The sequence below is a fragment of the Serratia sp. HRI genome (assembly GCF_010119335.3).
GTDB lineage: Bacteria > Pseudomonadota > Gammaproteobacteria > Enterobacterales > Enterobacteriaceae > Serratia > Serratia nevei.
In genome coordinates, this window is record NZ_CP083690.1 from 561181 (window position 1) to 585528 (window position 24348).

Below are 24348 nucleotides of genomic sequence, written 5' to 3' on the forward strand. Positions count from 1 at the left end.
ATGCAAGCGTTAAAGCCCAAATAAAAACAGCCCCGACCAGTGGGGCTGTTGTGCATGTTAGCGAATCAGGCGGCAGACGGGCCGTCGCGCCGGATAAGGCGTCGCAGCAGCGGAATGAGAATCAGCATCGCCACGCCGACGCCCGTCGCCCCCCAGCCCAGCACGCTGAAGATTTCGCTGTAGCCGGGGTTGGTTTGCAGCGGCGTGCTGCCGCTGTTTTCCGGCATCAGGCCGGAGACGTAGCCCGCCAGCACCGAGGCGACGCCGGTCACCATCATCCAGCAGCCCATCATCACGCCCTGATAGCGCGGCGGCGCCAGCTTGCCGATCATCGCGTAGCCGATCGGCGAGATCATCAATTCACCGACGCTTTGCAGTACATAGCTGATGACGATCCATTTGAATGCCACCAGCCCGTTGCCGCCCGCCATGCTGATGCCCAGCGGCAGCACCAGCATGCCCAAGCCGATGCAGAACAGCGATCCGGAGAACTGCAGCGGAATGTCGATGTTGCAACCGCGAGCGCGCAGGCGGTTGAACCACCAGGCCAGCAGCGGGCCACCCACCACGATCACCAGCGTATTGATGTTCTGGATCCACTGCGGCGCCACCTGAATGCCGTAAACGTTCAGGTTGATGTTGTGCTCGGAGAACAGCATCAGCCCCATCGGTGCCAGCTGGTACAGCGCCCAAAACACCAGCGAGCCCAGCGCCAGGATCAGATAGGCCGCCATTCTGCGGCGCTCATCGCGCGGATGGTGGCGCAGCGTCACCACGCACAGCATCAGGAAGATCAGCGCACCGAGCACGATCACGAAGTGGCCGCTGAATTCGGCATGGGTCAGCATCACGCGGATAATCGGCACCAGCGCCACCAGCACCGCTAACCCGACCAGCATGCGCCAGCGGTATTGGCTGCGGCTGGCGTCGTGCAGCGGGGTATTGAGATCCGCCAGAATGCGCCAGCGGCAGACGGCGACGATGATCGCCGCCGCGTTGCCCAGCGTGGCGAACAGGAACAGCGCGCGGTAGTTTTCCGTCAGTTGGAAATAACCGGCGACGGTAAAGCCGACGAAGAACCCGAGGTTCATACCGGCGTAGTTCCACAGGAACGCCGATTCGCGCCGATCATCGTCCGGCTTGAAACGCTGGGTGAGCATCATATTGATGCAGGTGACGTTGAGGCCGCTGCCGGTCAGGAACATCGCCAGCCCCCAGTACAGCCCCCACACGCCCGCGACGGCAATCAGCGCGCAGCCGATCACCTGCAGCACCATGCCGAGCACGAACAGATTGCGGTTGCTGAGGAATCGGCCGCCGAGGTAACCGCCGAACATGTGCAGGCCATAGTTGAAGGCGCCGAATACGCCCATCATGGCGTTGGCGCTGCTTTCGTTGAAGCCCAGCCGCTTGGTGGCGTACAGCACCAGCGTGGAGTAAAGCACGGCGAAGCCCAGCGTGGCGAAGATCTGGATGAAGAACAGCGCCCCCGCACCGGGGGGAATGGCATGGCGCGCTTGCGGCGCCGGCATGGCATCTGAAGGAGTCAAAACGAACCTCTACTGCATTATTATGTAATGAGTCTGTCCCTGTCTGCGATATCGCCGGCCTGTCACCCGGCAATCTGCGCGGCGTCGTGATATTCCTTGCCAAAAACGCCGCGCCGACATGATTCCATTTAGCGACACATCTGACTAATAATCCAGTATTAATGCATATAACAGCAAACAACCCAATCTCATTGGCGACATATTGAGCTGCCTGTACAGAAAAAGGTCAAATAATCGTCTTTCATGGATTCCAACCGCTGCCTGCCCTGCCCGCCGGCGGCCGCGAGTGGGAATATCGTTCGGTAAATCAGCAAATTGCTGCAAGTTTGGCTAAACAGTCATGAGAATGAAATAAGAGGGTTGACGCTGAGATCAGATTCTCCTACATTAGCGCCCGTCGACAGCGCAAAGCGTTTCCGGCAACAAAACGGTGAGGTGTCTGAGTGGCTGAAGGAGCACGCCTGGAAAGTGTGTATACGCGAAAGTGTATCGAGGGTTCGAACCCCTCTCTCACCGCCAAATTCAAAAAGAAAGCCTGGATTCGCGTCCAGGCTTTTTTTTGCATGGTGCACCGCCGAGAGGGGCGAGAAGCCTCGACAGGGTTCGACAAAACGCCTGCGTTTTGGACCGCCAACGGCGGCCCGCAGGGTGAGCGCAGCGAATCAAGCCCTCTCTCACCGCCAAATTCAAAGAGAAAGCCTGGATTCGCGTCCAGGCTTTTTTTGCATGGTGCACCGCCGAGAGGGGCGAGAAGCCTCGACAGGGTTCGACAAAACGCCTGCGTTTTGGACCGCCAACGGCGGCCCGCAGGGTGAGCGCAGCGAATCAAGCCCTCTCTCACCGCCAAATTCAAAGAGAAAGCCTGGATTCGCGTCCAGGCTTTTTTTGCATGGTGCACCGACGAGAGGGGCGAGCATCTTTCCCCCTCTGCGACAGTGATCCCCATTACCGTCGGTTATCCACGAACTTTACCGCTGATTTTCTCACCCATTCATGACATGTGCCCTGCCGTTCGCCGCAGTTTTCAGCAAAGTGCGCACGGCTTGAGCGGACGAACAAAAACACAGAAATTATTCTTGACCGGATCGGCCCCACTCCCTATAGTAGCGCCCCGTTGCAGCGATGATTTCGCAACAAAAAAATATGGTGAGGTGTCCGAGTGGCTGAAGGAGCACGCCTGGAAAGTGTGTATACGCGAAAGTGTATCGAGGGTTCGAATCCCTCCCTCACCGCCATATTCTACGAAGAAGCCTGAACTCGCGTTCAGGCTTTTTTGTATGCATAGCGCACCGACCGGGAGGGTGAGAACCCTCGACAGGGTTCGACAAAACGCCTGCGTTTTGGACCGCCAACGGCGGCCCGCAGGGTGAGCGCAGCGAATCAATCCCTCCCTCACCGCCATATTCTACGAAGAAGCCTGAACTCGCGTTCAGGCTTTTTTGTATGCATAGCGCACCGACCGGGAGGGAGCCCCCTCGACAGCGGCATAAGCTGTCGACCATAATGCCCTCATAAAGATAGGCCAATGCGTAATGCAAGGGAGAAACGTGGCGCGTAAGAAGAAAGGCAATGCCCCGCGGCCAAAGACAGGCCCCGTTAAAGCAAAATCAAATAACCGTTTGGCGAAAGTATCGGCATTTTTGGTAGGCTCGGGGATTCTCGTGGCGATATTGGGCGCCACCTATCAGTACTTCGCCGGCAGCGTTTCATTAGCTTTCGTTCAATCCGTCGGAAGAGCCTATGAGTTCCAACTGACGAATGACACGCCTTCGGATCGTACCGTAACCTCCTTCCGCATCATTCCCCCCGACGTCCAGCAAGTGATCTACAAAGTCACCGAGGATGTGTATGCCACCCGCGACGAAAAAGGGCAGATTACCTTGCCGGGCGGCAACCAGAGCTATGTTCCCGCCGCAGAATTTAAAGAGCTCGATGGCCAGCGCCTATCCGCGAACGCCTCATTCAAGTTTCGCGTGCCGCCGCTTTCCAATCGCACCTGGATGGCGCCGGAGGCGGCCATCGTCGATATTCGTTATGAAATCGACTCGTCAAACCCTGTACTTGCCGCTATTGAAGGCATATTTGACGTCCTTGGCTTCCACTCCCGCCAGCACACCGTTCGCTACCTGGTCATTGAAAACTACTGGACGCCTTCTCGTTCAAACTCCCTCAACGAGGCGATTCGCATATTCTGCCGCGACAGCGACACGGTGGCGAAGTCAGGCAGTTGCGCCAACTTTTGAATCCCCACGGGTAAAGACACAAAAGCCCGAACGCAAATTCAGGCTTTTTTATCCCCACTGCCCAACCGCTCAGTGGTGCGTGCGCCCCATGGACGCCGGCTGCGCCAACGCGCGGCGCCAGTCGCCCGGCGTTTGGCCAAATTGGCGTTTGAAGCTGCGGTTGAACGACTGCTGTGAGTCGAAGCCGAGCGAAATCGCCACGCTGACGATAGGCTCGCCGCTGTTGGCCAGGCGCTCCGCCGACACTTTCAGTTTTTGCATGCGGATATACTCCCCCAGCGCGTAGCCGGTCTGGCGCTTGAACATGCGCTGCAGATGCCATTTGGAATAGCCCGCGCGGTCCGCCACGGTGTTGATATCCAGTTTTTCTTCCAGATTGTTGTCGATCCACGCCTTCAAATCGGTAATAAAGCCCGTAGTGTTCATGCTGATGCTCCCATCATTCGGCAGGGTCACCCTCTGCCCGATGCACATACGTTGCAACAGTTTCGCTTTAAATGCAATTTTTATTATTGCATTTACCGGAAAGCCGCCACTATACTCCACCCAATTAATGTAACCGATATTGATACATTAATGTGACACCAATGTGTTTCAAAACCTAACGCTGCGCCGCTGCACGACGCAGCCGCCCCCTCGCCGCACGCCGGCGCAGGGGCGAATCCCGGAGAACAGGGCCGGGTATGGGGCCTGACCGCGCTTACTTATCGGAATAAAAATAATGGCAAATCAACCAAACTCATCGTTCAATGCCGGCGGCCGCACGCGCGCCGTCGCTCTGGGCCAGCGGCTCTCCGGGGTGGCGCTGTTGGCCGCCCTGCTCGCCGGGTGCGACAACAGCGTCGCACACAACGCCCCGCCACCGCCGCCGGTGGTCAGCGCCGCCAGCGTGGTGGTCAAGCCGATCAGCCAATGGGATGCCTTCAACGGCCGGGTCGAAGCGGTGCAAAGCGTGCAGCTGCGCCCACGGGTCTCCGGCTACATCGAGCGGGTCAACTACACCGAAGGCGACGAGGTGAAGAAAGGCCAGGTGCTGTTCACCATCGACGATCGCACCTACCGCGCCGCACGCGAACAGGCGCAGGCGGAGCTGGTGCGGGCTCGCAACCAGGCCGCCCTGGCGCGCAGCGAATCCTCGCGCACCGAGAAACTGATCGGCACTCAGGCCATCTCTCAGGAAGTTTGGGAGCAGCGCCGGTCGTCCGCCGCGCAGGCGCAAAGCAACGTGCTGGCAGCGCAGGCCCAGCTCGATATGGCGCAGCTGAATCTCGACTTTACCCGCGTTACCGCGCCGATTGACGGGCGCGCCAGCCGCGCAATGATCACCGCCGGCAACCTGGTCACCGCCAGCGACAGCGCCAGCGTGCTGACGACGCTGGTGTCGCTCGACAAGGTCTACGTCTATTTCGACGTGGATGAAGCCACCTTCCTGCGCTATCAGCAGCAGGGCCGGCACGACGCGCGCCTGCCGGTGAAAGTCGGCCTGGTAGGCGAAGACGGCACCCCGCATCAGGGGCTGGTGGATTTCACCGATAACCAGCTGAACGCCGGGACCGGCACCATCCGCATGCGCGCCCTGCTCGATAACCGCGAGCGCCGCTTCACGCCGGGGCTGTTCGCCCGGGTACAGATGCCCGGCAGCGCCGAGTTCAACGCCATGCTGATCGACGATAAAGCGGTGATGACCGACCAGAACCGCAAATTCGTTTACATCGTCGATAAAGACGGCAAGGCGCAGCGCCGCGACATCGACGTGGGCCGCATGGCCGAAGGATTGCGCATCGTGCAGAAAGGGTTGGCAAACGGCGATCGGGTGATCGTCGACGGCATGCAGAAAGTGTTTATGCCGGGCATGCCGGTCGACGCGAAAGCCGTCGCCATGAACCCTATCGCCTCCGCACTTAACTAAGCTCCCAGCAGAGACTTCTGACCCATGGACTTTTCCCGTTTTTTCATCGACCGGCCGATCTTTGCCGCGGTGCTGTCGATCCTGATTTTTGTCGCCGGAGCGATCGCCATCCCGCTGCTGCCGATCAGCGAGTACCCGGACGTGGTGCCGCCCAGCGTGCAGGTGCGCGCCGAATACCCGGGCGCCAACCCGAAAGAGATCGCTGAAACGGTGGCCACGCCGCTGGAAGAAGCGATCAACGGCGTCGAAAACATGATGTACATGAAATCGGTCGCCGGTTCCGACGGCGTGCTGGTGACCACCGTCACCTTCCGCCCGGGCACCGATCCCGATCAGGCGCAGGTGCAGGTGCAAAACCGCGTGGCGCAGGCCGAAGCGCGCCTGCCGGAAGACGTGCGCCGCCAGGGCATCACCACCCAGAAGCAGTCTCCGGCGCTGACGCTGGTGGTGCATCTGGTATCGCCTTCCGGCAAGTACGATTCGCTGTACCTGCGCAACTACGCCACCCTGAAGGTCAAGGATGAGCTGGCCCGTCTGCCGGGCGTCGGCCAGGTGCAGATTTTCGGCGCCGGTGAGTATGCGATGCGCATCTGGCTCGATCCGAACAAGGTTGCCGCGCGTGGCCTGACCGCCTCCGATGTGGTGAGCGCCATGCAGGAGCAAAACGTGCAGGTCTCCGCCGGCCAGCTCGGCGCGGAGCCGATGCCGACGCGCAGCGACTATCTGCTGTCGATCAACGCCCAGGGCCGCCTGCAAACCGAAGAAGAGTTCGGCAACATCATCCTCAAGAGCGGCGACAACGGCGAGATCGTGCGGCTGCGCGACGTGGCGCGCATCGAAATGGGCTCCGGCAGCTACGCGCTGCGCGCCCAGCTCAACAACAAGGATGCGGTCGGTATCGGTATCTTCCAGTCGCCGGGCGCCAACGCCATCGAGCTGTCGGACGCAGTGCGCGGCAAGATGGCCGAGCTGGCGACCCGCTTCCCGGACGGCATGAGCTGGAAATCGCCTTACGATCCGACGGTGTTCGTGCGCGATTCGATCCGCGCGGTGGTGGATACCCTGCTGGAAGCGGTGATCCTGGTGGTGCTGGTGGTCATTCTGTTCCTGCAGACCTGGCGCGCCTCGATCATTCCGCTGCTGGCGGTCCCGATCTCCGTAGTCGGCACCTTTGCCGTGCTGTATATGCTGGGCTTCTCGCTCAATACCCTCAGCCTGTTCGGGCTGGTGCTGGCGATCGGCATCGTGGTGGATGACGCCATCGTGGTGGTGGAAAACGTCGAGCGTAATATCGAAGAGGGGCTGTCGCCACTGGCGGCGGCGCACCAGGCGATGCGCGAGGTCTCAGGCCCGATCATCGCCATCGCCGTGGTGCTGTGTGCGGTGTTCGTGCCGATGGCGTTCCTCTCCGGCGTTACCGGCCAGTTCTACAAGCAGTTCGCCGTCACCATCGCCATCTCGACGGTGATCTCCGCCATCAACTCGCTGACCCTGTCGCCGGCGCTGGCGGCGCGCTTGCTTAAACCGCACGGCGCGCCGAAAGATCTGCCGTCGCGCCTGATCGACCGGCTGTTCGGTTGGCTGTTCCGGCCGTTCAACCGCTTCTTCGCCAGCGGTTCGCAACGCTACCAGCGCGGCGTCTCCCGCGTGCTGGGCCGGCGCGGCGCGGTGTTCGTCGTCTACCTGCTGCTGCTGGCCGCCGCCGGGGTGATGTTCAAGACCGTGCCCGGCGGCTTTATCCCGACGCAGGACAAGCTGTACCTGATCGGCGGCGTGAAGATGCCGGAAGGCGCCTCGCTGGAGCGCACCGATGCGGTGATCCGCAAGATGAGCGCCATCGGCCTGAGCGTGGACGGCGTCACCGATGCGGTGGCCTTCCCCGGCCTGAATGCGCTGCAGTTCACCAATACGCCGAATACCGGCACGGTGTTCTTCGCGCTGGAGTCGTTGAGCACCCGTACCCGCACTGCGGCGCAGATCAACGCCGAGATCAACGCACGCATTTCACAGATTCAGGAAGGCTTCGCCTTCTCAATCATGCCGCCGCCGATCCTCGGCATCGGCCAGGGCTCCGGCTATTCACTGTACGTGCAGGATCGTGCCGGGCTGGGCTACGGCGCATTGCAAACGGCGATCAACACCCTGTCCGGCGCCATTATGCAAACGCCGGGGATGGGGTTCCCGATCTCTTCGTATCAGGCCAACGTGCCGCAGCTGGACGCCAAAATCGATCGCGACAAGGCCAAGGCGCAAGGGGTACCGCTCAATGCGCTGTTCAGCACGCTGCAGACCTACCTCGGTTCGTCTTACATCAACGACTTCAACCGCTACGGCCGCACCTGGAAGGTGATGGCGCAGGCCGACGGCCAGTTCCGCGACAGCGTGGAGGACATCGCCAACCTGCGCACCCGCAACGACAAGGGCGAAATGGTGCCGATCGGCAGTATGGTCAGCATCGGCACCACCTACGGGCCGGATCCGGTGATCCGTTATAACGGCTTCCCGGCGGCGGACCTGATCGGCGACGCCGATCCGCGCGTGCTCTCCTCTACCCAGGCGATGGGCGCGCTGACGCAGATGGCCGGCAAGCTGCTGCCGAACGGCATGAACATCCAGTGGACCGATCTGAGCTACCAACAATCGACCCAGGGCAACGCCGCGCTGGTGGTGTTCCCGGTAGCGGTGCTGCTGGCGTTCCTCGCGCTGGCGGCGCTGTACGAAAGCTGGACGCTGCCGCTGGCGGTGATCCTGATCGTGCCAATGACCATGCTGTCGGCGCTGTTCGGCGTGTGGCTGACCGGCGGCGACAACAACGTGTTCGTGCAGGTCGGGTTGGTTGTTCTGATGGGGCTGGCCTGCAAGAACGCCATTCTGATCGTCGAGTTCGCCCGCGAGCTGGAAATGCAGGGCAAAGGCATCGTCGAAGCGGCACTGGAGGCCTGTCGCCTGCGGTTGCGGCCGATCGTGATGACCTCCATCGCCTTCATCGCCGGCACCATCCCGCTGATCCTCGGTCACGGCGCCGGCGCCGAGGTGCGTGGCGTCACCGGCATCACGGTGTTCTCCGGCATGTTGGGGGTCACCCTGTTCGGGCTGTTCCTAACGCCGGTGTTCTACGTCACCCTCCGGCGCCTGGTGGCACGCAAAGCGCAGCCGCAGACGGCGTAATCATCGTCTTAACATGCAAAAAGGTCGGGCATTGCCCGACCTTTTTTATGCATGCGAACCGCGATTATTTACCGGCGGCTTCAGCCTCTTGCTCGGCGGCGTATTCCGCGCAGGCGCGCTTGTCGCCCCGCTCCAGTTCGGCCAGCGAATCGGCCACGGTATGGCGGGCCAGCACCGCGAGCGAAGCCTGCTCGGCCTCGTTCACCACCGATTTGAAATACCAGCAGGCGTTGGCGCTCACCAGGCAGCGGGCCGGCACTTCAGGGCGGGAAGCCCAGATGCGCTTGTCGTCGATCACTGCCAGATAGATGTCCCGCAGGGTGATCTCTTCCGCCGGGCGGCCAAGGTGGATAGAGCCGTTTCGGCCCAGGGTAGAAACGATGATGCCGTCTTTAGTCAGCGGGACCATCAGTTTGCGGATAAAGCTGGGGTTGGCTTCCAGAGCGGCGGCGAGGGTGGCGCTCGTCGAACGCATGCCCTGCTTCTCAGCTACGGCGACGCTAAGGACCATTTGCAACGCTGTCGGAAAGCGAAAATCTAACATGTCGTTATCTCTGCGAGACGAAATACTCGGGTTTTACCGGTGCGGCGATTGGCGCCGAACACACCGCTTAATTGCACAATAATATAACAAACACGGGGGCTTTTTTGAAGTTTTGCCCAGTGATATCGCACGCAGACATTAGAACGATCGCAAATTTTTGGGCAGGCAGAAAACAGAAACCCGCGTCAATGTTAACGCCGCTCGCTTAACCGGGTTAAACGATCAGAACTAACACTGCCCGCGGGCTTAATTCGAATGTGGCGATCAGGCTCTGTTCAGCACCAGCTGGCCGTTTTTGTCCAACGGGATTTGCGTGCCCGGATCGTGATCCATGCGGATCTTGCCCTGCTGATTACCGATCTTGTAGGTCACGTCATAACCCAGCATTTTCTGAGACTTGTCGTAGACCGTTTTGCAACGCTGCTGAACGCTGGTGCTGACGTCGTTGTTTTGCATCGCCCCTTGCACCTGGTTGCCGGCATAACCGCCGCCCAGCGCGCCGACCACGGTCGCCACGTCGCGCCCGCGACCGCCGCCGAACTGGTGGCCGATCACGCCGCCCGCCACTGCGCCCAGCACAGAACCGGCGATGCGGTTTTCATCCTGCACCGGCGCACGATGCGTAACGGTGACGTTGCGGCATTCCTGACGCGGCGTTTTGATGGTTTCTTTAATCGGCGTTGCGGCGAGCACCTGCGCGTACTGCGGACCGGCAGAAAAGACGTCCAGGCTGGCTACCGCGGCAATCCCCAGAGCGGCAGCGATACCAATCCCAACACCGGCTAACATTGATTTGTTCACAGGAAACCTCCTGAAAGTGTTACCACGCATTTTGTCCGGGGTCTGTGACCGGCTGCACCGCGCTTATTATTTTGCGCATGGGCGGCTTGCGGTATCCCGGTTTACGGCGTGCGCGACGCGCCGTCTGTAAACGAGGTAAAGTCTGCACAATGATTTGAGGGCCCGCAATAAGACAAGGGGACCAAAAATGCGGGAAAACGGCCGTTTTGCCGCTGTTTAGGAGGAATCTTAAGAATTTTACCCATGCCGACGACAGCTTATGCTGAAGAATCAAACAACCGCCGCCGTTCGCCTCGCGCCGCCATAAAAAAACCCGCGCGGGCGAACCGGCGCGGGTTGGTCGACGAAGGCAGGATCAGTGCATTTTCAGACGCGGGCGGATCACCCGGTTGATGCCGCCTACCAGCATCATCAGGCCGGTTTTGATGTAGCCGTGCAGCGCCACCTGGTGCATGCGGTACAGCGAGATGTAAACGAAGCGCGCGATGCGCCCTTCCACCATCATCGAGCCGCGCATCAGGTTGCCCATCAGGCTGCCGACGGTGCTGAAGCGCGACAGCGACACCAGCGAGCCGTGGTCTTTATACACGTATGGCTTCAGCGTCTGGCCGTTCATCAGCGCCAGAATATTGGTGGCGCAGCGCGAGGCCATCTGGTGCGCCGACTGGGCGCGCGGCGGCACGAAACCGCCGCCCTCTTTCGGGCAGGAGGCGCAGTCGCCGATGGCGAAGATGTTCGGATCGCGCGTGGTCTGCAGCGTCGGCTCCACCACCAGCTGGTTGATGCGGTTGGTTTCCAGGCCGCCGATGTCTTTCATGAAGTCCGGCGCCTTGATGCCGGCCGCCCATACCATCAGATCGGCGTCGATGAACTCGCCGCCCTTGGTGTTCAGGCCTTTGGCGTCCGCGCTGGTCACCATGGTGTTGGTCAGCACGCGTACGCCCAGTTTGATCAGCTCCTGGTGCGCCGCAGCGGAAATGCGCGGCGGCAGCGCCGGCAGAATGCGCTCGCCGGCTTCCACCAGCGTCACGTTCAATGCGCTGTTGTCCAGGCCTTCGAAACCGTAGCTGTGCAGCTGCTTCACCGCGTTGTGCAGTTCGGCGGACAGCTCAACGCCGGTGGCGCCGCCGCCGACGATGGCGATGTTGACCCGCTCTTTTTGCCCCGGCTGCGCCGAGAACTTCAGGAACAGGTTGAGCATTTCGTTGTGGAAGCGACGCGCCTGATGCGGGTTATCCAGGAAGATGCAGTGCTCTTTCACGCCCGGCGTACCGAAATCGTTCGAGGTGCTGCCCAGCGCCATCACCAGGATGTCGTACGGCAATTCGCGCGCCGGCACCAGCTCGCCGCCCTGCTCGTCGCAGATCTGCGCCAGCTGCAGCGTTTGCGTCTCGCGGTTGATGTTGGTCAACGACCCCAGTTGGAAGCTGAAATGGTGGTTGCGCGCGTGCGCCAGGTAGCTGAGCGCATCCACGCCGTCATCGAGGGAACCGGTCGCCACTTCGTGCAACAGCGGTTTCCACAAATGGCTGTGGTTGCGATCCACCAGCGTGATCTCCGCTTTGTTCTTGCGGCCAAGTTTATGGCCCAGGCTGGTCGCCAGCTCCAAGCCACCGGCGCCGCCGCCAACAATAACGATTTTCTTCTTTGGCGTTGTCAAAATAACCCCCTAAATGTGAACCATTTGTTATTCCAGGGTAAATAAATAATATCCTTAGAATACATAGGGTTCGCTTAAAATAAATCGGCTCTCTAAGGCCAGAATAACATGCGAGGTTATTTGGTCATACCAAAATTGACGTACATCAAATTTTTTTGGTTAAAGGCTGGACGCGGGGATTTTTTGGGGATTGTGATTCAAATAGTTAGCGCTGAGTCACAGTTTTAAATTTTGCCGATTGCCACGAAAAACTTTACCTTGGCGTACAAAAAAGCCGCACTTTCCGTCGGTACAAAACGGGGAGCGCGGCTCGCGGCGGCGTTATGAAACTGTTAACCCAGCGCCTTGAACGCCTTGATCCGCTGCAGATGGGGTGAGATGTTTTTGAACTTGTGCGTCTGCTGTTCATCCCAGACGATTTCGTAGTAGTGATGCAGCAATTCGGCGCTGCGCCGGTTATCCAGCACCTCGTCGTGCCGCGACAGCACCACCAGACAGCGGTCGCGGTTCTTCTCGCGGAAATCCTCCACGCACTTGGTGGCGATATCGCGATACTCTTCCGGCCGGTCTATCTTGCCGTGCATGTGCTCTTCCGGGTACAGATTGGGGTTGAACATCGCCTGGCGAATGCCGCACAGGAAGCCGATGCGCTCCGCCCAAAAACCACCGAGGCCGACCCCGCAGATCAACGGGTGCGCGTCGCCGCCCTGCTGCACCGCCTTGTCCACCTCTTTCAACAGATGCTGCATGTCGTGACGCGGATGCAGTGTGCTGTAGCTGATGAAGCGCACGTCCGGATCGATAAACTGCAGCTGTAACACCTTTTCATGATTGCCGGGACTGGTGGAATCGAAGCCGTGCAAATAGATAATCATGTGGATCCTCGCAACAAGCCAAGGGCCGCGGGCGCGGCCCTCATCATTTCCGCTCTGCGCCGCGGCGCGGCGCCTGGATTCACCCTTGCGAACGCTGCTTGTGCTCCTCCCAGCGTTCGCTCAGCGCGCTGAGCGCCTTGTGCGCCTGCTGCCAGCGCTCGGAGTCGCGCAGTTCCTGACGGGTGAACTGACCGCGATGATATAACCGCTTCACCTTCTCTGCTTTGACCGGGGACAGGTTATCCAGCACGCTGACCGCACCTTCGCGGTGGTTGCACACCAGGATCATGTCGCAACCGGCATCCAGCGCCGCCTGGCCGCGCTCGGCGTAGCTGCCCATAATGGCGGCGCCTTCCATCGACAGATCGTCGGAGAAAATCACGCCTTCGAAGCCCAGCTCCTGACGCAGGATCTGCTGCAGCCAGTAAGGCGAGCCGCTGGCCGGACGCGGGTCCGCTTCAGTATAGATGACGTGGGCCGGCATGACGGCGTCCAACAGCTGGCGATTGATCAGCTCGCGGAAGATCGCCATGTCGTGCTCACGGATCTGCGCCAGCGGCCGCGGATCGCGCGGGGTTTCCTTGTGCGAATCGGCGCTGACGGCGCCGTGCCCCGGGAAGTGTTTGCCGGTGGTTTTCATGCCGGCACTGTGCATGCCGAGGATAAAGCGCTCCGCCATCGCCAGCGCCTGCTGCGGATCGCTGTGGAACGAACGCTCGCCGATCGCCGCGCTGCCGTGGCCGATGTCCAGCACCGGCGCAAAGCTGATGTCGATATCCTGTGCGATCATTTCCGCCGCCATCAGCCAACCGGCCTCCTGCGCCAGACGACCGCCTTCCTGCGCATCGTGCAACGCGGCGAACGACTGCGCCGCCGGCAGGCGGGTGAAGCCCTCGCGGAAGCGCTGTACGCGCCCGCCCTCCTGATCTACCGCCACCACCAGCCGATCGTGCGAGGCGGCGCGGATCTGGCGCACCAGCTCACGCAGCTGCTCCGCATCGTGGAAGTTGCGGGTAAACAGGATCAATCCGCCAACCAGCGGGTGTTTCAAAATTTCGCGTTCTTCTGCATCCAGCTCGTAGCCGGCGACATCTAGCATTACTGGGCCCACGGGCACCTCACTTCATTATTGTTCGTTCAGAATTCGGATGATGATAAACAAAGTCGCCGGCGCACCGCCGCGCCCCAGCGCAAAAATTCGGCGTCGCCGCTCTGCTGCCAGCGCACTTCAAACCACAGCAGCATCAGATAATCCACCCACGGCAGCCAGCGGCGCACCTGCGCCTGCAGCCGGGCGACGTCGTGATAGCCCTGGCGCGCGTAGTGCTGCAAAAAGTGCTGCTGCTGGCCGGCCGACCAACCGTTGCCGCGAAACAACGCGGCGATATCCAGCGCCACGTCGCCGTCGGCGGCATATTCCCAGTCGATCAGCCGCAGCCCTTCGCCGGTGGCGAGCAGATTGCCCGGATGGATGTCCATGTGCAGCGGCGCCAGGCGCAGTGGCCGTGGTAAGGCGCTGCGTAAAAAATGACGCTGCAGGCGCAGCCAGTCAGGGGTTAAACGCCGCCTATCCAGCTGTTGCCAGTAGCGGCGGAACTGCCGTCGCAGATCCAGTCGGTAACCGCTGAGCGGCCGCCGGTGCAGTTCCGCCGCCATCGCCGCCAGCTCGCCGCGCTGATTCAGCGCCGCAAACTCGGTATCTGTGACGACGTCACCTTCGAGCCATTCGAGGATAAGCCACTGATTATTTTGTGCGAAAACCCATGGCCCCAGCCCCGGCGCGCAGCGGCGCAAGACCCGCGCTTCCCGCCGGCGGCTCACGCCCAGCGCGCGTTTTTCCGCACTGTGCTGCCGCGCCAACAGCGTGATGCCCACACCGTCGATGCGCCAGCTCTCGCCGGTCAGCCCCTGCACCGGGCTGAAATGACAACCGGCGGTATTCACCGCCGGCAGTCTGGTTTCCATCAATCGTCGCAGCGCGGCCTCAGCGTTTAACGGCGCCATTGCCCGACCAGACGATCTCGCCGGTTTGCACCAGCATCAGCTGCATATCCAACGCCGGCGACTTCACGTCGCCGCTGACGTCGCTGTACAGCACGTACTGCGCGCCGACGATGCGCGCCAGGCCAATCGCCTTGCTGCGCGAACCGAAGCTGTCATCCGCCGACAGGCCCAGCGTTTGTCGGGCGCTGGTCAGCTTCGCTTCCGGCACCACGCTGAAGGTGGAGTTCGACGCCAGCGCCTTGTACAGCGCAGCGGTAGCTTTGCCCATCTGCAGCGAACCGTTGGTATTGTTCTTGACGCTGTCCAGCAACAGCACGCTGCCGGCCGTGACGCCATCGGCCTTCAGCATCTGCCCCACCAGCGGCTGAACGCTGCCCAGCCAGTCAAGCTGCTGGATTTTCGGCGGCTGCGGCACCGGCTCGCTGGTTGGCGGCTGTGGCTGCTCGACCGGCGGATTCGGTTGATCCGGCTCGACGGTGACCGGCGGCAGCGGCTGATCCGGCTCAGGCGGACGCGACAGACAGCCGCTCAGGGTTAATGCGGCCAGCGCCACTAAGACGTACTTTTTCATGCTTTTTCTCCAAACCTGGCAAGCGCTTACAGGTACAGATACAGACGCGCGCTTTTGGCGTCCAGGTTGCCGTTAATCGAGTAGATTTTGGTGTCCGAGTCGGGCGCCACGACGATCTCGCGCGGTTTCTCGAAGGGGCGAATATCCAGCCCCTGCGCGTCGTACCAATAGAAACGATAATGCACGGTGACCGGCGTCGATTGGCTGTTGTTGAGCACCGAGGTCGCCATCACCCGCCCGGAGGCGTTCGAAATCGAGGGCGTATCGGCCAAAATGCCGGCGGTCAGCACCGAAGGATCCATCACCACCGTTTGGCGTTTATTGACCGCGATGCCTGACGGCGAGCTGCACCCCATCAGCAACGCGGCGGGCAACGCCAACGCCACCAGACCACGCAGAGTTTTTTTACCGCGCATGATTTCCTCGCTTAACGTGACAACAGCGGCCCCAGCGAGCGGCCACCGACCAGGTGCATATGAATATGATAGACCTCCTGACCGGCGTGGCGGTTGCAGTTGACGATCAGGCGATAGCCGTCTTCGGCGATGCCTTCCTGTTCGGCGATCTTCGCCGCGGCGGTGATCATGCGGCCCAGCGCGGCTTCGTGCTCCACGGTCACGTCGTTGACGGTTGGGATCAGCACGTTGGGAACGATCAGCACATGGGTGGGTGCCTGAGGGGAGATGTCACGGAAAGCGGTGACCAGTTCATCCTGATAAACCACATCAGCAGGGATTTCGCGGCGGATAATTTTACTGAAAATCGTTTCTTCGGCCATCTGGCGTTCCTTGTTTTACACAATTAGCTGTACGCAGTATGAGTGACAAATTCTACTGCTTTCAACCTGATTGCGCACTTTCCGCGTCGAGTGCTGCAGATTCGCGCAGGCCGGCGCCCCGCTTGTGCATCTTTTCACTTTGGTTATTCACTATTGTTGCTTTACTTGCCCCGTGCCGCCGCCAATAGTAACCCCATGATTAACAAAGAGTAGAGGGTGTTATGCCACTGAGGATTTCGGCGCTGTGTGCGCTGTTGCTGAGCGCGGCCGTTCAGGCGGCCACGGCGGGCGGTATCGATCTGCAGGCTAACCGAGAGCCGATACGCGCAGAGCCGAACCCGGCCGCTATCGCACTGATTCCGGAGAACTTTCACTTTGCGGTGCCCGGCAAGCTGACGGTGGCGGTGGCGTTCGAGAACTCCCCACCGCTGGCGCTGTTCGCCGATGACAATAAAACGCTGATCGGCAGCGATCCGGACATCGCCCGCCTGGTGGCCGACAGCCTCGGGCTGGCGCTGAATCTGGTGCCCACCTCCTGGGAAGATTGGCCGCTGGGCATCAGCGCCGGCAAATACGATGCGGCGATCTTCAACATCGCCGTGACCAAACAGCGCAAGACCAAATTCGACTTCGCCACCTATCGGGTGGACACGCTGGGCTTTTACGTCAAATCCACCAGCCACATCACCTCGATCAACCGGCCGCAGGACGTCGCCGGGCTGCGGATCATCGTCGGATCCGGCACCAATCAGGAAAACATTCTGCTGGGATGGGATAAACAGAACCGCGCCGCCGGGCTGCCGCCGGTGCAGCCGATCTATGTGACCGACGACGCCGCCACCAACCTGAGCATTCAGTCCGGGCGGGCCGACGCGTTCTTCGGCCCCCACTCCACCGGCGCCTACAAGGCGGCGCTGACCGGCAAGACCAAAATGGTCGGCATCGGCCCCAGCGTGGCCTACGTCGCGGTTACCAGCAAGAAAGGCAATGGGCTGGTGAACGCCATCAACGCCGCCATCAACGGCGTCATCGTCAGCGGCGAATACGCGCAGGTGCTGGAGCGCTGGGGCGAAGGCGACGAAAAGGTCGAGCGCTCCGCCATCAACCCACCGGGCATCGGCGACTAGCCGCCGATAAGCTGCGGCGCATGCCGACGCATCCACTCGGCCAGCGAATCGAGCGTCGGCCGCAGCGACTTACCGAGCGCGGTGACCTGATACTCCACCCGCGGCGGCACTTCGGGAAACACCTGCCGCGTCACCAGGCCGCGCTGCTCGAACAGCCGCAGCTGGCGCGTCAGCTCTTTTTGCGCAATGGGCGCCACCGCCCGCTGCAGCTCGCTGAATCGTACCGGGCCATCGATCATTATCAGCCGATACAGGATCGGTATCGCCCACTTGCCCGACACCAGATTGACGAAGTCCACCATCGGGCAGGATTCGCCCGGCGTCGGCAACGCCGCCAAATTATTTTCCGCCGCTAATGGCGCTTGCGCCGTCATTTCATCCCACCTCGCCCTTTAGTATCCAAAAGGTGCCTACTATGCAAAAGGAACTATAGCGCAAATAATGCCGCAACTAACGCTAAAGAGGAATCGGTTATGTCACGACTGCAAGGCAAATACGCATTGATTACCGGCGGCACCAGCGGCATCGGGCTGGAAACCGCCCGCCAGTTCATCGCCGAGGGCGCGACGGTGGCGATCACCGGGCGCAGCCAAAGCGCCCTGGACGCGGCGGGCCAGGCATTGGCGGGCAAGGCGCTGTTGCTGCTGAGCGACGCCGGCGATATCCCGCAGCAGCGCGAACTGGCGCAGCGGCTGGGGCAACGGTGGCCGCAGCTGGACGTGCTGTACATCAACGCCGGCGACGTTACGCATCGCCCGCTGCAGGAGTGGGATGAGCAGAGCTATCAGCGGCTAATGGACATCAACCTGAAGGGGCCGTTTTTTCTGATCCAGGCGTTGCTGCCGCTGCTGGCCAACCCTTCTTCGGTGATCCTGTGCGGTTCGGTCAGCGCCCATATCGGCCTGCCGCAGAGCAGCGCCTATGCCGCCAGCAAAGCCGGCTTGCTGTCGCTGGCCAGAACGCTGTCCGGTGAGCTGCACGCGCGCGGCATTCGCGTCAACGGCCTCAGCCCCGGCCCGACCGAAACCCCGGCGTTGGGTAAGCTGGGGTTGGCGGAAGCGGATGAGCAGGCATTGCGCGACGATATCCGCGCGCTGGTGCCGATCGGCCGCATGGGCAGCGCACTGGAGCTGGCCAAAGCGGCGGTGTTTCTGGCGGCGGACGAGTCGGCCTTTATGGTCGGCGCCGAGCTGCAGATGGACGGTGGCGTGGGGAATTTATAATTTAGCGAAGCGGCCGCACCCCGCGCGGCCCATAAGATCACCCCAGCCCAGGGATCTCGACGCCGAAGGTCTGCAACAGCAGCACCACGTTGAGCAGCACGATCACCACCGTACCGACTATCGCCGCCAGGCTGGTCCAACGGCCGTTGGCGAACTCGCCCATGATGTCGCGGCGGCGAGTGAACATCACCAGCGCGATCATCGGCGCCGGCAGCGCCAGGCTCAGCACCACCTGGCTGTAGACCAGCGCGTCGGTGGCGTTGACGCCCATCGCCACCACGATAAACGCCGGCACCATGGTGACCAGGCGGCGCACCCACACCGGAATGCGGAAGCCAACGAAGCCCTGCATGATCATTTGCCCGGCCATGGTGCCCACCACCGAGCTGGAAATGCCGGAGGCGATCAGCGAAGCGAGGAAGATGCCGGCGGCCGCTGCACCGAACAGCGGCGTCAGCGTATGGTAGGCAGTGCCAATTTCGGCCACGTCGCTGTTACCGGCGTGGAAGGCGCTCGAGGCCATGATGACCATCGCGATATTCACCAGCCCGGCGAGCGCCAGCGCGATCACCACCTCAATATTGGAGAAACGCAGCAGCTTGCGCCGTTCGCCGTTATCGCTGGCCGGGCTGCGGTGCTGGGTCAGCCCCGAATGCAGGAAAATGGCGTGCGGCATCACGGTGGCGCCGATAATGCCAACGGCGATGGTCAGCGCCTGCGCGTCCGGCAGCTGCGGCGTCACCATGCCGATCCCGGCCGCCTGCCAGTCCACCGGTACGATGAACATCTCCACCAGGTAACACAGCGCGATGATGCCCACCAGACCACCGATCATCAGCTCGACCGGGCGGAAACCTTTTTTTTCCACCATCAACAGCGCATAGGTGATCACCGCCGTCACCCCCATCCCCGCCAGCAGCGGCATATGGAACAGCAGCGCCAGCGCGATCGCCCCGCCGAGAAACTCCGCCAGATCGGTGGCCATCGCCGCCACTTCGCTGAGCAGCCACATGCCGATCACTACCGGCCGTGAAAACTGGTCGCGGCACATCTCCGCCAGATTGCGATTGGTGACGATGCCCAGCTTGGCCGACAGCGCCTGGAACAACATGGCGATCAGGTTGGCCATCACCACCACCCACAGCAGGCTGTAGCCGTATTTCGCCCCGGCCTGAATGTTGGTGGCGAAGTTGCCGGGATCCATATAGGCAATAGAGGCAATCACCGCCGGGCCGGCGAACAGCAACGGCGTAAAGGCACCGCGCTTGCGTCCGGCAAGGGCGGCGCCAATCGCAATGTTGGTCCGTTCGGTTAACGATGGAGTGGTTGCCGCATCACGCATGAAGTACCCTCAATCTTTCACTGGTTATTTTTCCACCTATCATGCTGACAATGTAGCATCGGCTACACTTTATGCAACAGGCGAAATTCATTGGCTTTGTGTAGAGATATTTCTAACTACCACAATGCGTGGCATCGAATTGATAATGTGTGCTATTTGGACTAACTTAGGGCAACCCTTCCCGCATTGCCGGGAGATGCCATTTTTATGCTTACAGGACGCCCCACGCTATGGTTACCCGCGCGCCAGATAACGCCGACCGCCACGCCCAGACCGACATGCCGGACGAGGCCGAGCACGCCCTGCGTTTTAGCCGCGCCCGCGAAGCGCAGTCCAATGCGCTGATCGAAGATTACGTTGAGCTGATCGCCGATTTGCTGCAAAGCACCCGCGAAGCCAGAACCACCGACATCGCGCGCCGCTTCGGCGTGTCTCACCCGACGGCGATCAAAAATATCGCGCGGCTGAAAAGCGCTGGGCTGGTGGAATCGCGCCCTTATCGCGGGGTGTTTTTAACGGAAGAAGGCGAGCAGCTGGCGCAGAAGGTGCGCCGCCGTCACCGCATCGTGGTCGATCTGCTGATGTGCGTCGGGGTGCCGAGCGAAACCGCCGAGCTGGACAGCGAAGGGATTGAGCACCATATCTCGGACGAAACGCTGGCGGTGTTCGAGCATTACCTGCAAAAGCACGCCAAACCCTGACTCCCGGAGCGCCGATGAGCTACGCCGTGCGGCAAATCCATGATCTGCGCCTGGTGGTTTTCGCCGAAGCCGGGCCGCTGTTGAAAGACGAAAACGACGTCAGCCTGTTTATCGCGCCCGCCTTTGAACACGATGCCGGGATGATTGCCCTCCCCGTCACCGCCTCGACGCCGCCTTCTTCCAACTCAGAAGCGGCATGGCGGCCGCGCCATATCGCAGAAATTCATCAACTACCGCCTGCGCGTGGCGCTGCTGGGCGATATCCCCCCCCGGCCGGCGCAAAGCAACGCGCTGCAAGATTTCGTGCGTGAAGCCAACCGCGGCGAACAGGTCTGGTTCCTCTCTTCTCTCGCCGAACTCGAACAGCGGCTTGGTGCCTGATAGAAAAGGTTCATCGCGCTTTACCGGGAAGTGCTGCTTTGATTTTCAGGAAGAAGTAAGCGTTATCCCGAAAACCATAGGCCATTCGCTTCACCACTTTTATCTTATTGTTCATCCCTTCCAGTATGCGGATATGATCACTCTTCCTCATTTTGATATTTCAAGGAGATGTAGTTGCATGCAAAACCACAGCTCCCAAGGCATTACTCCTTTTCTGAACAAAAATCACCCTGTCAGATTCATAGTTACCACCGGGGTAACATATCCTGATATTGGTCCCTAAATCGGGATCATCAACATCTGCACCAGAACAGCTTTTGTAACTTCCTGATGCGTAAGAATAGTGGACCGTATAACTGGACGTTTCGCCTGGCACCAGATACGTAATTGTGATTATTGGAATCAAAAAAATAAATAACAAAGAAACGCAAGCGCCACCATAAAACTTTAGATAATCAATGTACTTATTGCTTTTAACAGCACCTTTATTTATAAAATACAATGAAATAAATAGGGAAAACACCATCGCAGAAACAACCATGCAGCGATTCGTTGAAACACGGAGAAAAGTGATTTGATAAATTTCTCGCTTCCATACGATGAATAGAAAAACAACAATTAGAAATGATATGGTCGCAGCGAAGAGAAACGGATAGGAGTACTTTTTCACTCGAAGAGTCCTTCTTACAAAATCCTTGTTATAGGTATAGACATTAGACCTATGTTGTTGGGACTACACGTCAACGCAACAATCTTAAGTCGGTTTAACGGCGAAGCGAAATCCCGCGCAGTTTTGCACAATAATTCGATCTCATCCATTACAGACCTGCTCTGGCGCGGGTTCGTTCTACTTTGGACCTTGAAAAAAGGGAGGCTTTCGCCTCCCTTGGTAACTCCCCTGCCTGAATCAGTGATTACGGATGTATTCGTCCATATCGGTTTTCAGGTTGTCGGACTTGGTGCCGAAGATGGCCTGCACGCCGGAGCCAGCGACGACTACGCCCGCTGCGCCCAGTTTCTTCAGGCCCGCCTGGTCAACTTTGGACACGTCGGCCACGCTGACGCGCAGACGGGTGATGCAAGCATCCAGGTTAGTGATGTTTTCTTTACCGCCGAAGGCCTGAACCAGCGCCGCGGACATTTCGGAACCGCCCTGCGCAGTCTGCTCGGCAGCGGTGTCTTCACGGCCCGGGGTTTTCAGATCCAGCTTGGCGATCAGCACGCGGAAGATGGTGTAGTACACCAGACCGTAGACGATGCCGACGATCGGGAACAGCCAGATTTTGCTGCTGTTGCCGCTCAGTACGATAAAGTCGATCAGGCCGTGCGAGAAGCTGGTGCCGTCACGCATGCCCAACAGGATGCAGATTGGGAACGCCAGGCCGGCCAGGATAGCGTGGATCACGTACAGGATCGGCGCGACAAACATGAAGGAGAACTCGATCGGCTCGGTGATACCGGTCAGGAACGAGGTCAACGCGGCGGAGATCATGATGCCGCCGACTTTCGCGCGGTTTTCCGGCTTGGCCGAGTGCCAGATGGCGATGGCCGCAGCAGGCAGACCGTACATTTTGAACAGGAAGCCGCCGGACAGTTTGCCCGCGGTTGGGTCACCCGCCATGTAGCGAGGGATGTCGCCGTGGAATACCTGGCCCGCCGCGTTGGTGAATTCACCAATTTGCATTTGGAACGGTACGTTCCAGATGTGGTGCAGACCGAACGGCACCAAAGCACGCTCAACCACACCGTAAATGCCGAAGGCCACGACCGGGTTCTGATAAGCCGCCCACTGCGAGAAGGTCTGGATAGCCGTACCGATCGGCGGCCAGATGAAGGACAGTACTACGCCCAGAACGATCGCCGCCAGACCGGAAATGATCGGCACGAAACGCTTACCGGCAAAGAAGCCCAGGTATTCCGGCAGTTGAATGCGGAAGAAGCGGTTGAACATATAGGCCGCGATGGCACCGGAGATAATCCCCCCGAGCACACCGGTATCCGCCAGGTGCTTGGCCGCAATCTCTTCAGCCGGCAGGTGCAGCACCAGCGGCGCAACCACCGCCATGGTTTTCACCATGATGCCGTAGGCCACCACCGCCGCCAGCGCAGAAACGCCGTCGTTGTTGGTGAAGCCCAGGGCGACGCCGATGGCGAAAATCAGCGGCATGTTGGCGAAGACCGAACCGCCCGCTTCCGCCATCACGTGGGAGACTACCGCAGGTAGCCAGCTAAAGTTGGCGGAGCCGACGCCCAGCAGGATACCTGCGATAGGCAACACGGACACCGGCAGCATGAGCGATTTACCTACTTTTTGCAGGTTTGCAAATGCGTTCTTGAACATAGTTGAGTGTGCTCCTGAGTAATAATGCTTTGCTACTTCTTGTCGCGATAATTCGCGCTGCAAGGGGGGGAGAAAAACCCCTGCAATTCAGGGTGTCTGAGCACCCCTTGAATTTATTACGCAGAGTAAAATAAATAGCCTGCGCAATGTTTGATGACAATCACGTTTCGATGATCGAGCCGCAGTAACTTTGCATAAACCGGCTGTTTTTTGGCAAAACTGACCAAAAAACATGCATCAATCACCCTGAAACGGGAGGGAACCTTACCCGTTTCAGTGATTAATTACGAGCTTAAAAAAAATTACGCAGACAATGACCTACAGCTATAGCCTAGGTCAAAGATCACAGTTCGAGGTGAAATAAACGTGAAAAGTTGGCGGTGGTGGCTTCGGCCAGTTGCTCCAGGCTGACGCCCTTCAATACCGCCATGTATTCAGCCACATCGCGCACATAGGCGGGTTGGTTTTCTTTGCCACGATGCGGCACCGGCGCCAGGTAAGGCGAATCGGTTTCCACCAGAATGCGATCCAGCGGCACATAGCGGGCCACCTCACGCAGCTGTTCAGCGTTGCGGAAGGTCACGATGCCCGAGAAGGAGATGTAAAAGCCCAGATCCAGCAGAGCTTCGGCCGTGGCCAGATCTTCAGTGAAGCAGTGGAGTACGCCGCCGCAGTCCTGTGCGTTCTCTTCACGCAGGATCGCCAGCGTATCCGCGCGCGCATCGCGGGTGTGGACGATCACCGGCTTGTTCAGATCCCGGCCGATGCGGATATGTTCGCGGAAAGAGTCCTGCTGCAGCTCAAGATTGTCTTTCTGGTAGAAGTAATCGAGCCCGGTTTCTCCCAGCGCTACCACCTGTTCCGCCGCCGCCAGGCGGCGCAGCTCGGCGTAATCATACCCCTCTTCCAGATTGAGCGGATGCACCCCACAGGAGAAGGCCACGTCGTTGCGCTCACCGATCAGCTCGGTCATGGAACGGTAGCCCGGCAGCGTGGTAGCGACCGCCAGCACATAGCCGACGTCGCACGCTTTGGCCTTGGCCAGCGCATCGTCCACATTCTGGTGCAGCGTTTGATAATCCAGACTGTCAAGGTGGCAATGAGAATCGACTAACAACATAATGTTTAAC

General features: G+C 60.0%; 24 protein-coding genes, 2 tRNA genes, 1 other RNA gene and 1 pseudogene. 11 read left to right on the forward strand and 17 right to left on the reverse strand.

Annotation, left to right across the window (positions count from 1 at the left end; genetic code table 11):
* Positions 1 to 65: 65 nt before the first annotated feature.
* A complete protein-coding gene (locus GF111_RS02775) occupies positions 66 to 1532 on the reverse strand; it encodes a peptide MFS transporter (protein WP_047727777.1) in 1467 nt (488 codons plus the stop codon).
* 447 nt (positions 1533 to 1979) lie between these two features.
* On the opposite strand from GF111_RS02775, the gene GF111_RS02780 reads away from it, so the two are divergent.
* The 4 genes from GF111_RS02780 to GF111_RS02795 all read left to right on the forward strand — a co-directional run bounded on the left by GF111_RS02780 (position 1980) and on the right by GF111_RS02795 (position 3793).
* Positions 1980 to 2069 (forward strand) — tRNA-Ser (locus GF111_RS02780).
* Between the two features lie 626 nt (positions 2070 to 2695).
* Positions 2696 to 2785: transfer RNA gene (locus tag GF111_RS02785), tRNA-Ser, on the forward strand.
* Between the two features lie 46 nt (positions 2786 to 2831).
* Positions 2832 to 2951, forward strand: a non-coding RNA gene (locus GF111_RS02790) — RtT sRNA.
* A 146-nt stretch (positions 2952 to 3097) separates the two neighbouring features.
* The gene (locus GF111_RS02795; protein WP_147191713.1) at positions 3098 to 3793 is read left to right on the forward strand and encodes a hypothetical protein; all 696 of its coding nucleotides are present in this window, start codon (positions 3098 to 3100) and stop codon (positions 3791 to 3793) included.
* A gap of 69 nt (positions 3794 to 3862) precedes the next feature.
* Here GF111_RS02795 and GF111_RS02800 read toward each other — a convergent pair whose 3' ends face one another.
* Positions 3863 to 4219, reverse strand: a complete 357-nt coding sequence (locus GF111_RS02800; RefSeq protein WP_004928813.1) for a helix-turn-helix domain-containing protein — start codon at positions 4217 to 4219, stop codon at positions 3863 to 3865.
* A 295-nt stretch (positions 4220 to 4514) separates the two neighbouring features.
* Between GF111_RS02800 and sdeA the strand changes: the two genes are divergently transcribed.
* Positions 4515 to 5702, forward strand: coding sequence for a multidrug efflux RND transporter periplasmic adaptor subunit SdeA (gene sdeA, locus GF111_RS02805; RefSeq protein WP_147191715.1), 1188 nt, complete (start codon positions 4515 to 4517; stop codon positions 5700 to 5702).
* 24 nt (positions 5703 to 5726) lie between these two features.
* Entirely contained in the window at positions 5727 to 8870 is a 3144-nt protein-coding gene (gene sdeB / locus GF111_RS02810) for a multidrug efflux RND transporter permease subunit SdeB (RefSeq protein WP_060435468.1), read from the forward strand.
* Positions 8871 to 8934: 64 nt separating this feature from the next.
* On the opposite strand, the gene GF111_RS02815 is transcribed toward sdeB, so the two are convergent.
* The 9 genes from GF111_RS02815 to hinT all read right to left on the reverse strand — a co-directional run bounded on the left by GF111_RS02815 (position 8935) and on the right by hinT (position 16103).
* Complete coding sequence (locus GF111_RS02815) at positions 8935 to 9414, reverse strand: Rrf2 family transcriptional regulator (RefSeq protein ID WP_015377469.1); 480 nt, start codon at positions 9412 to 9414, stop codon at positions 8935 to 8937.
* Between the two features lie 264 nt (positions 9415 to 9678).
* The gene (locus tag GF111_RS02820) at positions 9679 to 10215 is read right to left on the reverse strand and encodes a glycine zipper 2TM domain-containing protein (protein WP_168166356.1); all 537 of its coding nucleotides are present in this window, start codon (positions 10213 to 10215) and stop codon (positions 9679 to 9681) included.
* A gap of 355 nt (positions 10216 to 10570) precedes the next feature.
* Positions 10571 to 11875: an NAD(P)/FAD-dependent oxidoreductase gene (locus GF111_RS02825; protein WP_004928794.1), complete on the reverse strand. Its 1305-nt coding sequence runs from the start codon at positions 11873 to 11875 to the stop codon at positions 10571 to 10573.
* A 332-nt stretch (positions 11876 to 12207) separates the two neighbouring features.
* The gene (gene ycfP, locus GF111_RS02830; protein ID WP_033638056.1) at positions 12208 to 12750 is read right to left on the reverse strand and encodes an alpha/beta hydrolase YcfP; all 543 of its coding nucleotides are present in this window, start codon (positions 12748 to 12750) and stop codon (positions 12208 to 12210) included.
* Positions 12751 to 12829: 79 nt separating this feature from the next.
* Entirely contained in the window at positions 12830 to 13849 is a 1020-nt protein-coding gene (nagZ, locus tag GF111_RS02835; RefSeq protein WP_038875555.1) for a beta-N-acetylhexosaminidase, read from the reverse strand.
* A 38-nt stretch (positions 13850 to 13887) separates the two neighbouring features.
* Positions 13888 to 14754: a thiamine kinase gene (thiK, locus tag GF111_RS02840; RefSeq protein ID WP_055312611.1), complete on the reverse strand. Its 867-nt coding sequence runs from the start codon at positions 14752 to 14754 to the stop codon at positions 13888 to 13890.
* Complete coding sequence (gene lpoB, locus GF111_RS02845) at positions 14735 to 15325, reverse strand: penicillin-binding protein activator LpoB (protein WP_038875549.1); 591 nt, start codon at positions 15323 to 15325, stop codon at positions 14735 to 14737. The genes thiK and lpoB overlap by 20 nt, the downstream gene beginning before the upstream one ends.
* A 26-nt stretch (positions 15326 to 15351) precedes the next feature.
* Positions 15352 to 15741 (reverse strand): YcfL family protein, encoded by a 390-nt coding sequence (locus GF111_RS02850; protein WP_047727786.1) that lies wholly within the window; start codon positions 15739 to 15741, stop codon positions 15352 to 15354.
* Between the two features lie 11 nt (positions 15742 to 15752).
* Positions 15753 to 16103 (reverse strand): purine nucleoside phosphoramidase, encoded by a 351-nt coding sequence (gene hinT / locus GF111_RS02855; RefSeq protein WP_004928776.1) that lies wholly within the window; start codon positions 16101 to 16103, stop codon positions 15753 to 15755.
* A 221-nt stretch (positions 16104 to 16324) separates the two neighbouring features.
* Here hinT and GF111_RS02860 point away from each other — a divergent pair, with 221 nt between their 5' ends.
* Positions 16325 to 17230 carry a transporter substrate-binding domain-containing protein gene (locus GF111_RS02860; protein WP_147095371.1) on the forward strand — a complete coding sequence of 302 codons (906 nt, stop codon included), beginning with the start codon at positions 16325 to 16327 and terminating at the stop codon, positions 17228 to 17230.
* Here the strand turns inward: GF111_RS02860 and GF111_RS02865 are convergent.
* Complete coding sequence (locus tag GF111_RS02865; RefSeq protein ID WP_072145090.1) at positions 17227 to 17604, reverse strand: helix-turn-helix domain-containing protein; 378 nt, start codon at positions 17602 to 17604, stop codon at positions 17227 to 17229. The two genes, GF111_RS02860 and GF111_RS02865, sit on opposite strands and share 4 nt — an antisense overlap.
* A gap of 99 nt (positions 17605 to 17703) precedes the next feature.
* Between GF111_RS02865 and GF111_RS02870 the strand changes: the two genes are divergently transcribed.
* Entirely contained in the window at positions 17704 to 18453 is a 750-nt protein-coding gene (locus GF111_RS02870) for an SDR family oxidoreductase (RefSeq protein WP_047727790.1), read from the forward strand.
* Positions 18454 to 18490: 37 nt separating this feature from the next.
* Here GF111_RS02870 and GF111_RS02875 read toward each other — a convergent pair whose 3' ends face one another.
* Entirely contained in the window at positions 18491 to 19795 is a 1305-nt protein-coding gene (locus GF111_RS02875) for an Nramp family divalent metal transporter (RefSeq protein WP_038875537.1), read from the reverse strand.
* Between the two features lie 230 nt (positions 19796 to 20025).
* Here GF111_RS02875 and mntR point away from each other — a divergent pair, with 230 nt between their 5' ends.
* The 3 genes from mntR to GF111_RS02890 are packed head-to-tail and all read left to right on the forward strand — an operon-like array spanning position 20026 to position 20877.
* Entirely contained in the window at positions 20026 to 20496 is a 471-nt protein-coding gene (gene mntR, locus GF111_RS02880; RefSeq protein ID WP_038875534.1) for a manganese-binding transcriptional regulator MntR, read from the forward strand.
* 14 nt (positions 20497 to 20510) lie between these two features.
* Positions 20511 to 20807 carry a hypothetical protein gene (locus GF111_RS02885; RefSeq protein ID WP_224217874.1) on the forward strand — a complete coding sequence of 99 codons (297 nt, stop codon included), beginning with the start codon at positions 20511 to 20513 and terminating at the stop codon, positions 20805 to 20807.
* Positions 20758 to 20877 carry a DUF4180 domain-containing protein gene (locus tag GF111_RS02890; protein ID WP_253714365.1) on the forward strand — a complete coding sequence of 40 codons (120 nt, stop codon included), beginning with the start codon at positions 20758 to 20760 and terminating at the stop codon, positions 20875 to 20877. The genes GF111_RS02885 and GF111_RS02890 overlap by 50 nt, the downstream gene beginning before the upstream one ends.
* A gap of 10 nt (positions 20878 to 20887) precedes the next feature.
* Here the strand turns inward: GF111_RS02890 and GF111_RS02895 are convergent.
* The 4 genes and pseudogenes from GF111_RS02895 to GF111_RS02910 form a co-directional block, all read right to left on the reverse strand.
* A pseudogene (locus tag GF111_RS02895) lies at positions 20888 to 21013 on the reverse strand (transposase); the annotation flags it as partial.
* Between the two features lie 24 nt (positions 21014 to 21037).
* Positions 21038 to 21547 (reverse strand): hypothetical protein, encoded by a 510-nt coding sequence (locus GF111_RS02900; RefSeq protein WP_071934105.1) that lies wholly within the window; start codon positions 21545 to 21547, stop codon positions 21038 to 21040.
* Positions 21548 to 21784: 237 nt separating this feature from the next.
* A complete protein-coding gene (gene ptsG, locus GF111_RS02905) occupies positions 21785 to 23218 on the reverse strand; it encodes a PTS glucose transporter subunit IIBC (RefSeq protein WP_016928184.1) in 1434 nt (477 codons plus the stop codon).
* 343 nt (positions 23219 to 23561) lie between these two features.
* A complete protein-coding gene (locus GF111_RS02910; RefSeq protein WP_055317130.1) occupies positions 23562 to 24338 on the reverse strand; it encodes a metal-dependent hydrolase in 777 nt (258 codons plus the stop codon).
* Between the last annotated feature and the right edge of the window lie 10 nt (positions 24339 to 24348).

Excerpts from the sequence above, each read along its gene's own strand:
- mntR (WP_038875534.1), top strand. The coding sequence starts at position 20,026 with ATGGTTACCCGCGCGCCAGATAACGCCGACCGCCACGCCCAGACCGAC.
- GF111_RS02850 (WP_047727786.1), bottom strand. The coding sequence starts at position 15,741 with ATGCGCGGTAAAAAAACTCTGCGTGGTCTGGTGGCGTTGGCGTTGCCC.
- lpoB (WP_038875549.1), bottom strand. The coding sequence starts at position 15,325 with ATGAAAAAGTACGTCTTAGTGGCGCTGGCCGCATTAACCCTGAGCGGC.
- GF111_RS02815 (WP_015377469.1), bottom strand. The coding sequence starts at position 9,414 with ATGTTAGATTTTCGCTTTCCGACAGCGTTGCAAATGGTCCTTAGCGTC.
- GF111_RS02910 (WP_055317130.1), bottom strand. The coding sequence starts at position 24,338 with ATGTTGTTAGTCGATTCTCATTGCCACCTTGACAGTCTGGATTATCAA.
- nagZ (WP_038875555.1), bottom strand. The coding sequence starts at position 13,849 with ATGCTAGATGTCGCCGGCTACGAGCTGGATGCAGAAGAACGCGAAATT.
- GF111_RS02860 (WP_147095371.1), top strand. The coding sequence starts at position 16,325 with ATGCCACTGAGGATTTCGGCGCTGTGTGCGCTGTTGCTGAGCGCGGCC.
- GF111_RS02865 (WP_072145090.1), bottom strand. The coding sequence starts at position 17,604 with ATGACGGCGCAAGCGCCATTAGCGGCGGAAAATAATTTGGCGGCGTTG.
- thiK (WP_055312611.1), bottom strand. The coding sequence starts at position 14,754 with ATGGCGCCGTTAAACGCTGAGGCCGCGCTGCGACGATTGATGGAAACC.
- GF111_RS02870 (WP_047727790.1), top strand. The coding sequence starts at position 17,704 with ATGTCACGACTGCAAGGCAAATACGCATTGATTACCGGCGGCACCAGC.
- GF111_RS02800 (WP_004928813.1), bottom strand. The coding sequence starts at position 4,219 with ATGAACACTACGGGCTTTATTACCGATTTGAAGGCGTGGATCGACAAC.
- ycfP (WP_033638056.1), bottom strand. The coding sequence starts at position 12,750 with ATGATTATCTATTTGCACGGCTTCGATTCCACCAGTCCCGGCAATCAT.
- GF111_RS02885 (WP_224217874.1), top strand. The coding sequence starts at position 20,511 with ATGAGCTACGCCGTGCGGCAAATCCATGATCTGCGCCTGGTGGTTTTC.
- GF111_RS02875 (WP_038875537.1), bottom strand. The coding sequence starts at position 19,795 with ATGCGTGATGCGGCAACCACTCCATCGTTAACCGAACGGACCAACATT.
- hinT (WP_004928776.1), bottom strand. The coding sequence starts at position 16,103 with ATGGCCGAAGAAACGATTTTCAGTAAAATTATCCGCCGCGAAATCCCT.
- ptsG (WP_016928184.1), bottom strand. The coding sequence starts at position 23,218 with ATGTTCAAGAACGCATTTGCAAACCTGCAAAAAGTAGGTAAATCGCTC.
- sdeA (WP_147191715.1), top strand. The coding sequence starts at position 4,515 with ATGGCAAATCAACCAAACTCATCGTTCAATGCCGGCGGCCGCACGCGC.
- sdeB (WP_060435468.1), top strand. The coding sequence starts at position 5,727 with ATGGACTTTTCCCGTTTTTTCATCGACCGGCCGATCTTTGCCGCGGTG.
- GF111_RS02775 (WP_047727777.1), bottom strand. The coding sequence starts at position 1,532 with ATGCCGGCGCCGCAAGCGCGCCATGCCATTCCCCCCGGTGCGGGGGCG.